General features: G+C 64.5%; 11 protein-coding genes. 8 read left to right on the forward strand and 3 right to left on the reverse strand.

Annotation, left to right across the window (positions count from 1 at the left end; translation table 11 throughout):
* Nucleotides 1–29 precede the first annotated feature (29 nt).
* Nucleotides 30–449, reverse strand: coding sequence for a hypothetical protein (locus tag RZN05_RS02705; RefSeq protein ID WP_317225086.1), 420 nt, complete (start codon nt 447–449; stop codon nt 30–32).
* 152 nt (nt 450–601) lie between these two features.
* Nucleotides 602–2,125 carry a DUF6883 domain-containing protein gene (locus tag RZN05_RS02710; RefSeq protein WP_317225087.1) on the reverse strand — a complete coding sequence of 508 codons (1,524 nt, stop codon included), beginning with the start codon at nt 2,123–2,125 and terminating at the stop codon, nt 602–604.
* A 205-nt stretch (nt 2,126–2,330) separates the two neighbouring features.
* Between RZN05_RS02710 and RZN05_RS02715 the strand changes: the two genes are divergently transcribed.
* From RZN05_RS02715 to RZN05_RS02745, 7 genes are all read left to right on the forward strand, one after another.
* Nucleotides 2,331–3,116, forward strand: coding sequence for a hypothetical protein (locus tag RZN05_RS02715; protein WP_317225088.1), 786 nt, complete (start codon nt 2,331–2,333; stop codon nt 3,114–3,116).
* Nucleotides 3,117–4,217: 1,101 nt separating this feature from the next.
* A complete protein-coding gene (locus RZN05_RS02720) occupies nt 4,218–4,418 on the forward strand; it encodes a DUF5818 domain-containing protein (protein WP_317225089.1) in 201 nt (66 codons plus the stop codon).
* 521 nt (nt 4,419–4,939) lie between these two features.
* On the forward strand, nt 4,940–7,099 hold the full coding sequence (locus RZN05_RS02725) for a polysaccharide lyase 6 family protein (protein ID WP_317225090.1): 2,160 nt from the start codon (nt 4,940–4,942) through the stop codon (nt 7,097–7,099).
* Entirely contained in the window at nt 7,096–9,270 is a 2,175-nt protein-coding gene (locus RZN05_RS02730; RefSeq protein WP_317225091.1) for an alginate lyase family protein, read from the forward strand. Before RZN05_RS02725 ends, RZN05_RS02730 begins: the two co-directional genes overlap by 4 nt.
* Nucleotides 9,267–10,559 (forward strand): MFS transporter, encoded by a 1,293-nt coding sequence (locus RZN05_RS02735; RefSeq protein ID WP_317225092.1) that lies wholly within the window; start codon nt 9,267–9,269, stop codon nt 10,557–10,559. The genes RZN05_RS02730 and RZN05_RS02735 overlap by 4 nt, the downstream gene beginning before the upstream one ends.
* Nucleotides 10,559–11,311 carry an SDR family NAD(P)-dependent oxidoreductase gene (locus tag RZN05_RS02740; RefSeq protein WP_317225093.1) on the forward strand — a complete coding sequence of 251 codons (753 nt, stop codon included), beginning with the start codon at nt 10,559–10,561 and terminating at the stop codon, nt 11,309–11,311. Before RZN05_RS02735 ends, RZN05_RS02740 begins: the two co-directional genes overlap by 1 nt.
* A 9-nt stretch (nt 11,312–11,320) precedes the next feature.
* Nucleotides 11,321–12,202: a rhamnogalacturonan acetylesterase gene (locus RZN05_RS02745; protein WP_317225094.1), complete on the forward strand. Its 882-nt coding sequence runs from the start codon at nt 11,321–11,323 to the stop codon at nt 12,200–12,202.
* An 18-nt stretch (nt 12,203–12,220) separates the two neighbouring features.
* On the opposite strand, the gene RZN05_RS02750 is transcribed toward RZN05_RS02745, so the two are convergent.
* On the reverse strand, nt 12,221–13,261 hold the full coding sequence (locus RZN05_RS02750) for a sugar kinase (protein WP_317225096.1): 1,041 nt from the start codon (nt 13,259–13,261) through the stop codon (nt 12,221–12,223).
* Nucleotides 13,262–13,352: 91 nt separating this feature from the next.
* Between RZN05_RS02750 and RZN05_RS02755 the strand changes: the two genes are divergently transcribed.
* Nucleotides 13,353–16,229, forward strand: coding sequence for a TonB-dependent receptor (locus RZN05_RS02755; RefSeq protein WP_317225097.1), 2,877 nt, complete (start codon nt 13,353–13,355; stop codon nt 16,227–16,229).
* Nucleotides 16,230–16,302: the final 73 nt, after the last annotated feature.

Consider the following 16,302-nt stretch of genomic DNA (forward strand, 5'->3'; position numbering starts at 1 on the left):
CTTTTGCAATCACGTTTTGATACCTGGCATCATGCCGGCAGACGCATCATGCCGACGTAATTGTGCTGGGGTCGTGCCAGCGCCTCGCTGAGATGCAGTAGGACACGTCGGATGAGGTCAAGCGCCCAAACGGTCAGATCGGCGATGAAGATCGCGTCCTCATCGCGCGGCGCGCCCGCGACCTTGACGTCCTCCTGAATGTGAATCTTGTTGCGGTACTGACGCAGCCGGTGGAGTTCGCCGTACACGTCCCCGGCCAAACCATCGAGAACCGCATATTTCCGGAGCACGTCGATCGCGATGGCGAACTTGTCGATTCTGCTCTCCTCGATCTTCTTGCGATCCGCCTCGACGATATTGGGCACTCCCTCGAGATTGTAGTTTTGTGCTCGATAAATGATCTGCGTCAACGCCGCTTCTAAGATGGCACCGGCCTGCAGCACGATCATTTTGCCAAAAGAATTTTCCGCGTTCGCGTCGACCAGGTTGCATAGCACATCACAATTGTACCGAAGATTGTCGCCGACTTTGAATGACCCGACAAAATTACAGGGAATTTCAATGGTTGGCATCGTGTCCTCATCCTGCGCTGATGCGCGATTCAATGCTTCGTTGTCTCGACTTCTGCTTCGATCCCGTTGAGCCGCAGGACCACTGTCACCGCCCGCGCCCACGCGACCGCGCGATCAAAGGACTGGCCGTCGACAGGGCTCAACGCAAGGATCCCCGGGTACCCATCTCTAGTGCCGAGGCCATAGCGCGCCAACCACCGCGCGAGACCCCGCCGCGCGTCGGCCACACGCACAGCGGCGCTGCCGAACTCGCCCTCGGCGATGGGCTCGCACCCAGTTATATACATCGGCGTCGGAACCACGGCCTCGGCGTCGCGAAGACCCCTGCTGTTCGCCCATTCCCACAGCCGCGCCCAATCATTTTCATCGCGCTCGCCCGGCGGCAGGATCGGCACGTCCCCCGGCTCGATTGCATCTGCGTCACGTTTGCCAGGGTAGGCGGTCGAGAGCGACGGCAGCGCACCGGGGTTCATGTTCCAGCCAGTTACCAGCACGCCCGTCTTGCCGCCGCGGCTGCGTACCCGCATCACGACATCGAAGCGTGCGCCGTAGCCGTCCTGCCATTCGTTGAGCTGGACCGCCTCAGGATCTGCCGAAGCAAGCCCATAGTAAAGTTGCCCGGCGAGGTAGCGCCAATCCTCCGGATCGATGCCGATGTCGTCGATGATGAAATTCGCCTTCGATCCACCATCCTTGTGCGTGCGATCGAACAGATATTTGGTGAATTTACCCTCGGGCATGATCGCCTCCAGGATGTCGTCCGGATCACTCGAAGCCTCGAACTCGAACGTCTTCTTCTCGGCGTTCAAGAACATTGCTTCGCTCAGCGCCTCGATCACGCGGTGCTCGACGTTTGGCGCGTGCTTGCGGGCGAGGGCCGACGCGATCGCAGCGCCCACCTCCGAAAGCTCGGATTTGGGCAAACCATCCGGCCCTTGCGACCGCAACCAGCCATAATCCTCCCAAATGAGACCCCCGGGTTTGAACTGCGCCGCGCCCTCCAGCGCCCAATCCTCGTCGCCCTCAATTGTGCGATCCTGGACGACCGTCCCGTCGACAATCGCTGCGCCGAAAATCAAGAGCTCGAAAAAGCCGCCGCGATGGAGCGGATTACCCGGATCGATCGCGAAGCCGCCGACATAACCGGTTACGCGCTTCAGTGACCCATCGACACGATCGCGCATCTCGTCGGTCAGCGCCGACAACACCACGCACTCTTCGGTTCGACGGCGAAAGATTCGCTCTCCCCATGCGCGGTCGATGCTGCTCCATCCGCCGTCGAGCGAATTAAGCCATTGCAAGATGACCAGCTTGTACGTGTCTATATCGCGCGAGACGGTGCGCCCGCTACCCTTCTCGGTTCCGTGCACCGCCGTCGTCCGTTCCGCAAAGCCGAGCAGTGAGGGCAAACCAAGCCGGAATTGCGAACGGACCGTACCGCCCGGGTCAGCACCTGAGACGGCGGCGAAGACCGCAGCAGTGAAGAACGGCAATTGCGGCTCGGGCAAACCAGCGACGCTGCCGTCGAACAGAAAGGCGTAAGCATGCGTCACGATGTTGGTCCATTAGGTAAGGCTGATGATTTCTGCCCTGCGGCAAGCGCAAACAACGCGCAGCGGCACGGTTCGATTCATGCTGTTCTCCGCTCGATCGGCCCTTTTCACAACCTGCCTTTCGTATGCGACGGATGATCTATTGTCACATCCATCACGGGTCGCACCTGCCACGTTTCGTCCCCATATGCCGGCCGGAGGCAACATGGCCGATATCTTTCGTTTCGCATTTCCCCGTACCCTCTTTGATCAGGCACCGGAGGCATATCGTCTCGGCTATTTGATGCTCGGGCGGCTCTGGAACGACTGCGTCATTCTAACTCGGCAGATGCTGACCGCGCGGAATCGTCCGGCCAGCGGCTTTACCGACGCGGACGGCCATGCCGCCATCGCGACCGAACTTCTCAACCTCCGCCTGCTTGCGAGCCGGCTGCACGAAGGCGCAGCACTACTTCGCCAGCTGGGCACCTTCTCGCGTCATTGGCAGGAAGACTTGCCCGCCGAGGCGGTGGCTGCAGTGAAACGCGTCCGTCGGTATTTTTCCAATTCCGGCGCACCGCTTAGCCGGTTGCGGCACACCATGGGCTTCCATCAAGACGCTGACGTCGCCCGTGCGGCGCTCGACACGATCGGTGAGCCGGAACTCTTCGACTATCACGGCGAGCATTTTGCGACGACCCTGTACATGAGTGCCGAAGTGCTCGAGCTTCGCGCCCTGGCAGTGCTGCTCGGCACCGAAACGGCACGCGAGGCGATAAACATCCTGGCGGAAGACGCGCTCGAAGTCCTCGGCGACACGGACATCGCCTGCCAGGCCTTTCACAGCTGGTTTCTCAATACCCATATCGTGCCGCACCATCCGCTCGACCTTGGTGAGACAATCACGCTGACCAATGCGCCGGAGCATGACGCGGTCATCGTCCCGTTCTTCGTTAGCTTCCACACGATCAACGACGGCAGCGACGAATCCACTTTGGGTGCTGCGCCATGACGACGATCTTGGGCCTTCGTTTCCATCCCTCGGTTTATCGAATGTCCACTGAAATATTGCCTCCGCCCAGAAGCTGCCCGGCGGCTACCGGCCCACTTCCGGTCATTGGAAAGGCACATACGATGTCGGCTGCTTCTGGGCCGGCTACGGAATGGCCGGTTTGCGGTTGAGGAAGCGCTGAGGCGGATCAAAGGGACCGCCAGCGATAACTAAGTTGGTCAGCAGCCGCTTCGGCTACTGTTAAAGCGCCTGCAACGCTGAGGCCGAAGCGCTAATTGCTTTGAAAAGTCATAACCAACTATCGCGTTGCGGTGCTCCTTCGTCTAACCTCCCGTGATTAGGGAGGATGAAAATGTACAGATCAATTATGGGTGCGCTTCTTTGAGTTCACCATCCAGCACGCACTCGCTCATGCCGGTATTCTGTGTCAATGAGCAAGAGCGACAATCTGTGGCAGCGTTACTGGGGTATTCGACACGACCATCAGAATGGTCATCGCATGCCAATACTATGGCATCTCGCTCTCGGCGGTGACACGGACGCGATGGTGGAATAGAGCAGCGACCTCTGCGGGGGAGGCCGTGTCGCCGATCGGTTTAGCCGGAGCGGTCTCGCTTATTTGGCGTATCGGCGGAGCAATTACTTGGGAGCGCAGCACCTTGCGATGATCGCGTTCAACCGGAACGACCTCCAAGGGTATAGGCATTGGCTCAATAGAGCGGCACGATTGGGCGATCGAGATGCAGGCCAAGAGCTGCGACGCTTCGAGGTCCGGTTGCCCCACACTAACGCAGGCCCAATTCGCCGCAAACGTCCGCATAGGCGCTCTGAGCTTCGGTAAGCCGCCGTTCCGTTCTCCACCCAATTTGAGACGTACGGGCTGTCCTCGTGCTCGGCGGAAGCAGCCGCCAGGCCGCCGTGAATGAATGGCCGGAGTAGAAGCGGGAAGGGTTGTCCGAACGTCCGCTTCTGGTTCCTCGCAGCGAAGCGCCTGTCTACGCTGCCCCGTCGTCGATGGCGTTGATCCCCTAAAAGCCGCTGTGTAATGCCTCTGTGCATGGCGGCGATTTATCGGTTCGCAGGTCCAGGCGGGAGCGAGGGATGGAGATCGGAACGCGGATCGACGAGGTCGGGACGTTGATCCGCGACGGCGGTGGCTTCTACCTGCGTCGAGATCTTGGTGGGAGGTTCGAGCTCGAGCTTCATCGCACGCCCGTAGATCTGGTCGAAAAGCGTGTGCGGCTAGTGGGCATTCTTGTTGGTTCGAACCTCGTAAATGCCGACGGCGTTGCACCGGTGTGATTGAAAAGCTGCGGAGGGACCACCTGCCACGCGCCGCCGGTCAGCGACCCGCCAAGGTCATGAAATCCTCCGGACCAGGGCCAGCGTTTCAACGCGGCCGTCCAGACGGATGAATGGATTTCCGCATTCGGGAACTGTCGGCGGTCGCTGAACGGCCGCTTGTGGGTCTTACTACATTGGTAGACAGCGACGAACATCCGCTTCAGAAACTAGCGAATTCTTGGACGTTGACCATCAGCTACGCCCCGAGGTCGAAGGGCAACCGTAGCCCCCGTTCGCTGTCGATGATCGCTTCCACGCTCGATTAGGGGCGGCGCTTCGGTCCCGAGCGTAGCGTCGCGTAGCTGGCCTGGCGTCCGTTGCATACGGACAGGCGACGGTTCGCCAAAGAGGTAGGTGTAACTGGTATAGACATGGTGCTGACATTGCGCGATAGTCTGGTTAGGAATTGGATGCAGACAGCCGGCTAGGCTGCAGAGTAGGCAAAATTGGTGCGAGTAACCTCGATTATCGCTTGGAGCATGATTGCCGCGGCCTCTGCCCCGGCTCAAGCTCGCGAGTGGCTGGTTTATAGCCAGGCCGAATACGCTTCTGCAGCGCGGCAGCTAACACCGGGCGATAGGATCTTGCTCGCCGACGGCGAGTGGAAGGACTTCCAGATCCGGCTGACGGGGCAGGGGCGCAGCAATGCGCCGATCCGCCTTGCCGCCCAGACCCCGGGCAATGTGGTGCTTACCGGCGCGTCCAACCTGAAGCTTAGCGGGCGCTACCTGGAAGTTTCGGGGCTCACCTTCCGCAACGGCTATTCCCCCGACGACCAGGTGATCGCGTTTCGCACCAGCGCCAAGGCTTGGGCAGACGATAGCCGCGTAACGGGCATCGTCATCGACCGATTCAACAAGCCCGATCGGCGCACCGAAGACAATTGGGTGGCGATCTACGGCCGCGGCAATCGCGTCGACCAGTCGCATTTCGAAGGCAAGGCCAATGGCGGTGCGATGCTGATCGTCGTGCGGCAGAAGGGCATGCCACTCGATAATCGTGCACGGATCGATCACAATTATTTCGGTCCGCGGCCGCCGCTCGGCTCGAATGGCGGCGAGACGATCCGGATCGGCACCAGCACCGAATCGGGCAGCGATTCGGGCACCGTGGTCGAGGACAATCTTTTCGAGCGGTGCGACGGCGAAGTCGAGATCGTCTCGGTCAAGTCGGGCGGCAATATGATCCGGCGCAACACGTTCCTGGAATCGCAGGGCTCGCTGGTGCTGCGCCATGGCAGCGGCAATATCATCGAGGGCAATGTGTTTCTCGGCCGCGGGGTGCCGCACAGCGGCGGGATCCGCGTGATCAACGAGCGCCAGGTGATCCGGAACAACTATCTTGAGGGGCTCGCGGGCACCGACTTCACCAGCGCGATCGCCGTGATGAACGGCGTGCCCAACTCGCCGGTCAACCGCTACATGCCGGTGCGCGACGTGATGATCGAGCGCAACAGCATCGTCGAGGTGGCGCGGATCACGATCGGGGCGGGGGCGGATGCCGAGCGCTCGCAGGCGCCGCGCGACGTGCGGATCGCCGGGAACCTGATTTCGGGCGTCGGCGGCAAAGATCCGCTGCGGATCGAGGCCGATGCTTCGGGCGTGCAGTTTGCAGGCAATGTGCTGGCCGGCAAGGCGAGCGCGGTTGCCGGGATCCCGGCGCGCAACGTGGCGCTCGAGCGCGCGGAGAACGGGTTGCTCTATCCCCGGGATCGCACGCTGACGATAGGAGCGAGCCGTGACCTGCGCTCGGTGGCGCGCGAGAGTGTAGGCGTCGCCTGGTACGCAAAGCCGGCGCAGCGCGCGGTTGCGTTCGACAGCGGTCGGACGATCGACGTCCGCGCCGGAGCCTCGCTTGGCGATGCAGTGAAGCGGGCGGGCGCGGGCGACGCAGTGCGGCTGGCGCCGGGAAGCTATACGGTCGCGGCGCCGATCGTGGTCGACCGGCCGCTGACGCTGCGCGCGGCGCGCGGCAGCGCGACGATCCGGATGCACACGACGCTGTTCCAGCTCGAGGAAGGGGGCGCGCTGCAACTCGACGGGGTGGCGATCGACGGCAGCGGCGCGGCCATAGGCAGCGCGGTGATCCGGGCGAGCGCGCGGCCGATGCTGGGCAATTACCGCGTGCGGATTGCGCACAGCCGCGCGGCGAACGTCCCTGGCGACGTGATCGCGAGCAGCCCGGCGACGTTGGCCGAAGCGATCGCGATCGACGACAGCGACTTCGAAGGTGTCGCCGGCGCGGTGGTCGCCGCGCATGCCGAGACCGGCGCTGACGGGCTGTACAGCGCCGAGCGTGTGACGATCGCCGACAGCCGCTTCGTCAAGGTCGGCACCATCGCCGATCTCTATCGCGGCGGCACCGACGAAAGCACCTTCGGCCCGCATTTCGCGATGACCGGCTCGACCGTGACCGACAGCGGCGCGGTGCTGCTCTCGGGGGTGCAGGAAGCAGAAGTGCGTGGCAACCGCTTCGTCCGCAGCAAGGGCGTCGCTGTGGTCCACAGCGTCGGCGCCCCCGACACGCGGATCGCGGGCAACACCTTCGCCGCGACGCCGGCACCGAGCGTGCGCGAGTTGCACTATGCGGGGCCGCCGCGCGCGGCGCTCGAAGACAATGTGATGGAGAAGAGCCTGTGATCCGCGCGCTACTGGTGACGACAGCGCTGGTCGTGGCGGCGCCCGTCGCGGCGCAGCCGGCCGGGCCGGTGCTGTTCGATCCCGTAGGGTTCGCCGCGGTGCGTGGTGCGCAGCCGCCGCTGTTCGCGGGCGAACTGACGCGCGTGAAGGCGCTGGTCGAAGCCGCAATGCGCGCGCCTATCGACGTGCCGGTGCCCAAGGATCCGGGCGGTGGCTATACCCATGAGCAGCACAAACGAAACTATACCGCGCTCTACGGCGCCGGGCTGCTCTACCGGATCACCGGCGACGCCAGATATGCCGACTATGCGCGGCGGCTGCTGCTTGCCTATGCCCAACTCTATCCGACGCTGGGGCCGCACCCGGCCAAGGCCAACGAGGCGGCAGGCCGGCTGTTCTGGCAGAGCCTCAACGACAGCGTCTGGCTTGTCTATGGCGCGCAGGGTTATGACGCGATCCGCGACACGCTGAGCCCTGCCGACCGCAAGACGATCGACGACAACGTCTTCCGCCGGATGGCCGAGTTCCTGTCAGTGGGGAATGCCGCGAGCTTCAATCGCATTCACAATCACGCGACCTGGGCCGCGGCGGGCGTCGGGATGACCGGCTATGTGCTGCGCGACTCCGAACTGGTCGCGCGCGCGCTCAAGGGGACGGACAAGAGCGGCAAGGCAGGCTTCCTCGCGCAGGTCGACCAACTCTTCTCGCCCGACGGCTATTATACAGAAGGCCCCTATTACCAGCGCTATGCGCTCCAGCCCTTCGTGGTGTTCGCCGCGGCGATCGCCGCGAACCAGCCCGAGCTCGGCATCTGGAAGCGGCGCGACGGCGTGCTGCTCAAGGCGATCCGCACCACGATCCAGCTAACCTATGACGGCTATTTCTTCCCGCTCAACGACGCGATGCGCGACAAGAGCCTCAAGACCGACGAACTCTATCAGGCCGTGGCGATCGGCTATGCCGCCACCCAGGATCCGAGCTTCCTGAGCATCGCGCAGTGGCAGGGGCGCTCGACGCTGACTCCCGACGGCATCGCGGTGGCGCGCGATCTCGCCGCGGGCAAGTTCAAGCCGTTCGCCTTCCCCTCGCAGCTCTATCGCGACGGTCCCGAGGGGACACGCGGCGCGCTAGCGGTGATGCGCAGCCGGCAGGGCGACGATGCCGCGCAAGTGCTGGTCGCCAAGAACAGCGCGATGGGCATGGGGCATGGCCATTTCGACAAGCTCAACTGGCTGCTCTATGACGCCGGCAAGGTGATCGTCACCGATTACGGCGCGGCCCGCTTTCTCAACATCGAAGCCAAGGACGGCGGGCGCTACCTCAAAGAAAACGAGAGCTGGGCGAAGCAGACCGTCGCGCACAACACGCTGGTGGTGAACGAAAGCTCGCATTTCGATGGCAAGTGGAAGCTCGGCGAGGAGCATGCGCCGCGCCAGCTGTTCTTCGCTGGCGACGCCCCCACCAAGGTCAGCACCGCCGAGATGACGGGCGCCTATCCGGGCGTGACCTTCCGCCGCACGCTGGTCCAGCTGCCGCTCGGCAAGGGTAGTCCCTTGGTGCTCGACCTGCTGCGTGCGAAAGGCGACAAGCCGGCGACCTACGACCTGCCGCTGCATTATGCAGGGCACATCATCGAGGTTGGCTTCCCGGCCAAGTCGAATACCGCCGCCCGGCCGGTGCTTGGCGCGGCCAACGGGTACCAGCATATCTGGGTCGATGTAGTGGGCACGGCGGGCGCCGAGGGCGCGGCGCTGACCTGGATCAACGGCGGCCGTTTCTACACCTATCGCATGCTCCCGCCCGAGGGCGCGATGTTGTATCTGGGCGAGACCGGCGCTAACGATCCGCGCTTCAACCTGCGCCGCGAGCCGCTGCTGCTCCAGCGGGTGGCGGGCAAGGCCGACGTGACCTTCGTCTCGCTGCTCGAGCCGCACGGCGCCTATGACCCCGCCGCCGAGACCACGGTGGCGAGCCAGAGCCAGGTCCAGGCACTGCGCCATGTCCGCGGCAGCGACGGCGATCTGGTGCTGGTCCAGCCCCGCACGGGCGCACCGGTGATCATCGCGATCGCCGACGATACCGACCCCAACAAGACCCACAGCGCCATGATAGACGGCCGCACGATCCGCTGGACCGGGCACTTCGCCCACATCGGTGGAGACGCGAAATGATTCGGAAGGTGGCCGGGCTGCGCTGGCTGGTGATCGGGCTGATCGCGGTTGCGACGGTGATCAACTATATCGACCGGAACGCGCTCGCGGTGATGTGGCCGGCGGTGTCCAAGGACATCGGCGCCGACAAGAATGATTACGCGCTGCTCGTGACGATGTTCATGATCGCCTATGCCGTCGGGCAGGCGCTGTTCGGGCGCGTGCTCGACGTGATCGGCACGCGGCTAGGCTTCGTCGTCTCGATCGGAATCTGGTCGCTGTCGATCGCCGGGCATGCCTTTGTCCGCTCGCTCGGGTTGCTGACGCTGCTGCGGCTGACGCTGGGCGTCAGCGAGGCGGGCAATTGGCCCGGCGCGGCCAAGGCCAACGCGACCTGGTTCCCGCCGCGCGAGCGCGCGCTGGCGCAGGGCATTTTCAATTCGGGCGCCGCGATCGGCGCGATCGTCTCGGCGCCCTTGGTGGCATTGCTCTACGTCGGCATCGGCTGGCGCGCGACCTTCGTGGTGATCGGCGTGCTCGGCTTTCTTTGGCTGCTGCCCTGGCTGTTCGTCTATCGCAGCGATCCCGACGCGCACCCCTGGCTGAGCGATGCCGAGCGCGCGCATATCGCCGGCGAAGGCGAAGCGGTGCAGCGCATCGGGGGCTATGCGCCGGGTATGGGCGCATTGCTCCGCCACAAGCAGAGCTGGGCGATCCTGGTCAGCCGCTTCTTCCTCGATCCGGTCTGGTGGTTGTTCGTGTCGTGGCTGCCGATCTATTTGGCCGAAACCTTCGGTTTCGACGTCAAGCAGATCGGGCTGTTCGCCTGGGTGCCCTTTGTCGGCGCGATGCTGGGCAGCCTGGCGGGCGGCTGGGCATCGGGCGCGCTGATCCGTGCCGGCTGGCCCGCGCTCAAGGCGCGGCGCGCGGCGATCACCGTGGGCGGCGTGATCATGTTCCCGCCGCTGCTGCTCACGATGCAGGCGTCGGACCCTCTAACCGCAGTGCTGCTGATCGCGGTGATCCTGTTCGGCTTCCAGGTGGCGATCAACAACATCCAGACGCTGCCCAGCGACTATTTCGCCGGCGGCGCGGTCGGCTCGCTCGCCGGGATCGGCGGCACCGCCGCGGTCGCGGGAACGCTCATCACCACCTGGCTCGTGCCGGCGCTGACCGCGCAGAGCTATGCGCCGATCTTCGCGTTGGCGGCGGCGATCGTCCCGCTGGGCGTGCTCGCCGTCTGGATACTGGGCGGGCGCGAGGCGCCGCTTTCCGATCCGATCACCATTTCCAACCAAGGGGCTGTATAGTGAAGTTCAAGGACAAGGTTGCCATCGTCACCGGCGGCGGGCGCGATATCGGCAGGTCGATCTCGATGCGGCTCGCGGCCGAGGGCGCGAAGGTCGTGGTCAATTACCGCAGCGATGCCGCCGCGGCGCAGGCCACTGCCGACGAGATCGTCAATGCCGGCGGCAACGCACTGCTCCACCGTGCTGACGTGACCAAGGCGGACGAAGTCGCCGGGATGATCGCGGCGACGACTGCCGCCTATGGCGAGACGATCGACCTGCTGGTCAATTGCGCCGGCGGAATAGTCGCCCGCAAGACTCTCGCCGAGATGGACGAGGCCTTCTACGACCTCGTCATGGACCTGAACCTCAAGTCCGCTTTCCTCGTCACCAAGGCCGTGCTCCCGCACCTCAAGCAGGGAAGCGCAATCGTCAATCTGGCGTCGCTGGCGGGGCGTGACGGCGGCGGGCCAGGCGCGACGGTTTATGCCACCGCCAAGGGCGCGCTGATGACGCTGACCCGCGGCTGGGCGAAGGAGCTCGGACCGCAGGGCATTCGCGCCAACGCGCTGTGCCCCGGGTTGATCGGGACGAGCTTCCACGACACCTTCTCCAAACCCGAGGGGCGCAAGGCCGTGGCGGGCAACACCCCGCTGCGCCGCGAGGGGCATCCGGACGAAGTCGCGGCGGCGGTGGCGTATCTGCTCTCGGAGGACGCGTCGTTCCTCACCGGCGTCAATCTCGACATCAATGGCGGGCTGTTCTTCTCCTGAGGAGGTCGGATGCTCAAGACCCTGTTCCCGCTGGCGCTGCTTGCAGCGCCAGCGGCTCATGCCCAGACCGTGCCGGCCGAGCCGCGCGCGCCGGGCGAAGTTCCCAAGACGCGCACGGACGCGGCGCCGATCAAGGCAGTCAAGCTGATCCTGGTCGGCGACTCCACCATGGCGCCGGGCAGCGGCTGGGCGTCGATGTTCTGCGCCGCGCACGTCAAGTCGAGCGTCGCCTGCCTCAATTTGGGCCGCGGCGGACGCTCGACGCGCAGCTATCGCCAGGAAGGTTCGTGGGAGATCGCCCGCAACGAGATCGGCGTGAAAGGCTATGACGCAGTCTATGTGCTGATCCAGTTCGGGCATAACGACCAGTCCAGCGCGAGTGAACGCTGGACGGCGATAGAAAGCGAGTTCCCGGCTAACCTCACGCGCTATGTGCAGGAGGTGCGCGCGGCGGGGGGCATACCGGTGCTGCTGACTCCGCTGTCGCGGCGCGAGTTCAAGCAGGGCAAGCTCAACAATACGCTAGACGTGTGGTCGGCCGAGGTCCGGAAAGTGGCGGCGGCGACGCAGACGCCGCTGGTGGACCTCAACGCCGACAGCGCGGCTTTGGTCCAGAAGCTTGGGCCGGTCGCGGCGACCAAGCTCGCCCAGGCCGAGCCCAATGCCGAAGAACTCGCCGCGGCGCAGGCAGGGACGACGCGCAAGCCGCGCCCGGCCGATGCGGCGCGGCTGCCCGATGCTCCGACCACCCCCGAGGGGCCGCGCGGCCAGATCACGCGCAAGTTCGACTATACGCATGTCGGCGATGCCGGGGCTCGGGTGTTCGGACGCGTGGTGGCGAACGGGCTGGCCAGGGCGGTGCCGGCGCTGCGCGGCCAGCTAGTGCCCTAGCGCCCGCCCCGGGGCTGTTTAGCGGCGCACATCGAGCCCACCTTCGCCAAACGCCTCGAGCGCGGCCCGATCGAACAGCGTCATGTCGCCGGGCGCGCTATGCTTGAGGCAGGCGAGGGCGAGGCCGTGGCGCACCGCGGCCTGCTCGTCCTCGCCGCGCATCAGCCCGTGCAACACCCCCGCGGCAAAGGCGTCGCCGGTGCCGATCCGGTCGACCACGCCGGGGATGACATGCTCCTCGGTGACAAAGGCGGCGTTGCGCGTGTCAATCCGCGCGCGCAGCCGGTGTTGGTCGACGCTATCGACCTGACGCGCAGTCGAGACGATCCAGCGGAGATTGGGGAAACTGGCAAATCCGGCTTCGGCGGCTTCGCGGCGGCGCTCGGGACCTTCGCCCGAAAATTGGGTGCCGAGCAGCAGGCCGAAGTCGCGATGGTTGCCGAAGAACAGGTCCGCTTCGGCGACCAGCACCTCCAGCGTCGATGCGGGCGCGTCGGACCAGCGGCCCCAGAGCTGCGGGCGGTAATTGCCGTCATAGGAGATGCGAACCCCCGCGGCGCGCGCCGCGCGCATCGCCGTCAGCGTGGCATCGGCCAGCATGGGGCCAAGCGCCGGGGTGATTCCCGAAACATGGAGCCAGTCGAACCCGGCGAGCAGCCCCGGCCAGTCGAGTGCCGCCCAGTCCTCGCAGGCGAAGCTGCTGCCCTCGCGATCGTACAGGATCTCGGATGCGCGCAACGACGCGCCGGGTGCCAGGAAGTACAGCCCCTGGCGGCCGGGCCGTCGCCGCACCGGCTGCGTGTCGATGCCGGCCGCACGCAAGGCGCGGATCGCACGCTCCCCGAGCGGCTGATCTGGCACGACGCTGACCATCGCTGCGTGGTGCCCCAGCGTTGCCAGCGCACCGGCGACATTCGCCTCCGCGCCACCGACGTGAAGCTGCAGCCGCTCGCTATGCGCCAGCGGCTCCGCACCGATGGGGTTCAGCCGCAACAGGACTTCCCCGAAGCACAGGATGGCAGGCTGGTCCGGCACGTCAATCTCTCCTACGATGTGCATACCAATTGGCCTAATGATTGGTATGTATATGCGCCTTGACATCAACGAGGAAGTTCATCAATCCAATGGGCATAATATAGTGGAGGATTGGATGAGGGGCGAAACCCAGCTGCGGCGTGGATCGGCGATTCGCAAGACGATGTTCGCTGGCGGTGCGGCATTGTGGTGCCTGGCCGCGGCGACCCCGGGCATGGCGCAGACGGCGCCGGCGGCGGACGCCGAGGTGGATGACCAGACCGTGGAGAACGACGCGATCGTCGTTACCGGCGTGCGCGCGACGATCGAAACGTCGAACGCGGTAAAGCGCGAGGAGAACGCCATCGTCGACGCGCTGAGCTCGACCGAGATCGGCGACCTGCCGGCGCTGTCGATTGGCGAAGCGATCCAGACCATCACCGGCGCGACCAGCCATCAGGAAAAGGGCGGCGCCACCGAGATTTCGCTGCGCGGGCTAGGCTCGTTCCTCAGCGCGACGACGTTCAACGGCCGCGAGGCGAGCAACGGCAGCGGCGACCGCGCGGTCAACTTCAACCAGTTCCCCTCGGAGCTGGTCAACGACATCAAGATCCACAAGTCGCAACAGGCCAATCTGGTCGAGGGCGGCGTCTCGGGGACGATCGAGCTCGGCACGCTGCGCCCGCTCGATTACGGCAAGCGCTCGATCCAGGTCGAGGCCAAGGCCAACTACAACCCCTATCAGGACAAGATCACCGGCGAGGGCGCCTGGGGCTGGCGCGGCACGATCTCCTATGTCGACCAGTTCAAGCTCGGCAGCCTCGGCGATTTCGGTATCGCGCTCGGCTTCCAGCGCAACGAGGTCAACAATCCCGAAGAAACCTATGCCGCCAGCTCGACTTGGGTCGCGTGCAACCCCACGATCAATGCCGCCGGCAATTGCACCGAAGTGACGCGCGCGCAGGGAAATGCCGGCACGCCGTTCGTACTGGTGCCCAATTCGATTACCTTCCGCCAGATCACCGAGCAGGACAAGCGCGACGCGTTCATGGGCTCGGTGCAGTGGCAGCCCAACGACCGGATCGACGTCAATCTCGACCTGCAATATTCGAACCGCGATTATCGCGAGGACCGGCACGACCTCAACCTGTCCGAGACACGGTACCAGTTGCGGAACATCGTCTATGACGACCAGCACCGGCTGATCTCGATGTCGGGCCTCACCTCGATCGAGGCCAACGGCACCGTGCTCGACCGCAACGAGGAATATCTGGGCGGCGGCGGCAATATCTCGTGGAAGGCGAGCGACCGGCTGACGTTGTCGAGCGACGTGTCCTATTCGCAGACCAAGCGCAACACGCTCCAGCGGTCGACTCGGCTGCGCACCGATCCGTTCGACATCGACAATGTCCGCACCCCGCTCAACAACCAGCGCATCAGCTACACTTATGATGCGAGCGGCGGCTATGCCGCCGTGATCGCGCTCGATCCGCGCTTCGACGTCAACAACTGGGCGCTCTACAGCGACGATGCGCGGCTGCGGCGCGACCTCGAATACAAGCAGGACAAGATCTTCGCCGCGCGGCTCGATGCGAGCTACGAAGTCGATGGCGGCTTCCTCAAGCGCTTCGATATCGGCGGGCGCTATTCGCACCGACGCTACGAGAACATCAACGATCTGGTCGAGATCACCCAGGACGTGCGGACGGTCGATCGCGACGTTAACCGCGCCTGCCGCCGTGCCTTTCCGCAGACCGGCTATCTCGAGGATGCCCCCGCGCAGTCGATCGCTCAATGGGCAACGTTCGACACGCTGTGCCAGTTCGAGGGCTATCTCGGCACGCTGGATCCTGGCGCGAACGAGGACCTGCGCGCGGTCGACAATGCCGACGTCACCGAGAAGGTCTGGGCCGGCTATGCGATGGCGAGCTATCAGAGCAGCATCGGCAATCTGCCGATCCGCGGCAACTTCGGCGTGCGCGCGGTGCAGACCGACGTCCGTTCGATCGGGCTGCGCTCGGGGCTCGACGTCATCAGCAATTCGGACGGATCGGTCAGGCTGGTCGAGAATGGGGACTTCGACACCCAGGTGCTGACCAACAGCTATTTCCGCGTGCTGCCGAGCGTGAACGCCAATTTTGAACTGACTTCCACGCTGATCGCACGCGTCGCCGGATATCGCGGCATGTCGCGCCCGGCGCCCAGCGATCTCGCAGCGGGGCGGACGGTTGCGCTCGACGACGGCACTGCCTTCTCGTCGATCTCGGACGCGATCCGCGAAATCGTCGCCGATGGCTCGCCTGGTCTAAAGCCGATCATGTCGTGGAACGGCGATATCTCGCTCGAATGGTATCCCAACCGCGACACGATCGTGGCGGGCACCTTTTTCTACAAGCGCTTCGGTGGCGGCTTCGTGCCCGTGCGGATCGACGAGCAATTCGCGATCGACGGCCAGGACGTCACCGTGCCGGTGACGCAGCGCCAGAACAGCAACGAGCAGAGCCGCGTGCTCGGTTTCGACGTCACGCTGTCGAACCGCTTCTCCTGGCTGCCCAAGCCGCTCGACGGGTTCGGCGCGAAGGTCAGCTACAGCTATGCCGATGTCGGCTTCAAAAACTACGACATCCGCCTCGGCGACGTGTTCGATCCCGACACTGGCACGATCGCGCCCGGCGTGATCCCACCCGCCGGGCTGTCCGGGTCGTCGAAGCACGTGGCGTCGGCACAGCTTTATTATCAGAACGGCCCGGTGATGCTGTCGGGCATCTACACCTATCGCTCGAGCTATTATCAGGACTTTGTAGGCGGCAATACGCAGCTGCGCTTCGTGCGCCCATCGGATCTGGTCAATCTGCGCGCGTCGTACAACCTCAACCGCAACGTCTCGCTGCGGTTCGAGGCGCTCAACGTGTTCAACAACCCCAAGGTCACCGACATGCCGGTCTATGGCAGCAGCCGGCAATACCATTATTATGGCGCCAAATACTTTATCGGTGCGCGCGTGCGACTTTGACAGCCGCCCGCGAGGTGGCTTGCGTGCGGCTCGGCAAGTGGTATGACAATTCCGACATAGACCCAGGGAATTG

Source organism: Sphingomonas sp. HF-S4, assembly GCF_032911445.1.
Classification (GTDB): Bacteria; Pseudomonadota; Alphaproteobacteria; order Sphingomonadales; family Sphingomonadaceae; genus Sphingomonas; species Sphingomonas agrestis.

Bases quoted from the DNA above. Each gene is read 5' to 3' on its own strand.
- RZN05_RS02705 (WP_317225086.1), bottom strand. From the start codon at position 449: ATGATCGTGCTGCAGGCCGGTGCCATCTTAGAAGCGGCGTTGACGCAG.
- RZN05_RS02715 (WP_317225088.1), top strand. From the start codon at position 2,331: ATGGCCGATATCTTTCGTTTCGCATTTCCCCGTACCCTCTTTGATCAG.
- RZN05_RS02720 (WP_317225089.1), top strand. From the start codon at position 4,218: ATGGAGATCGGAACGCGGATCGACGAGGTCGGGACGTTGATCCGCGAC.
- RZN05_RS02725 (WP_317225090.1), top strand. From the start codon at position 4,940: ATGATTGCCGCGGCCTCTGCCCCGGCTCAAGCTCGCGAGTGGCTGGTT.
- RZN05_RS02735 (WP_317225092.1), top strand. From the start codon at position 9,267: ATGATTCGGAAGGTGGCCGGGCTGCGCTGGCTGGTGATCGGGCTGATC.
- RZN05_RS02745 (WP_317225094.1), top strand. From the start codon at position 11,321: ATGCTCAAGACCCTGTTCCCGCTGGCGCTGCTTGCAGCGCCAGCGGCT.
- RZN05_RS02750 (WP_317225096.1), bottom strand. From the start codon at position 13,261: ATGCACATCGTAGGAGAGATTGACGTGCCGGACCAGCCTGCCATCCTG.
- RZN05_RS02755 (WP_317225097.1), top strand. From the start codon at position 13,353: ATGAGGGGCGAAACCCAGCTGCGGCGTGGATCGGCGATTCGCAAGACG.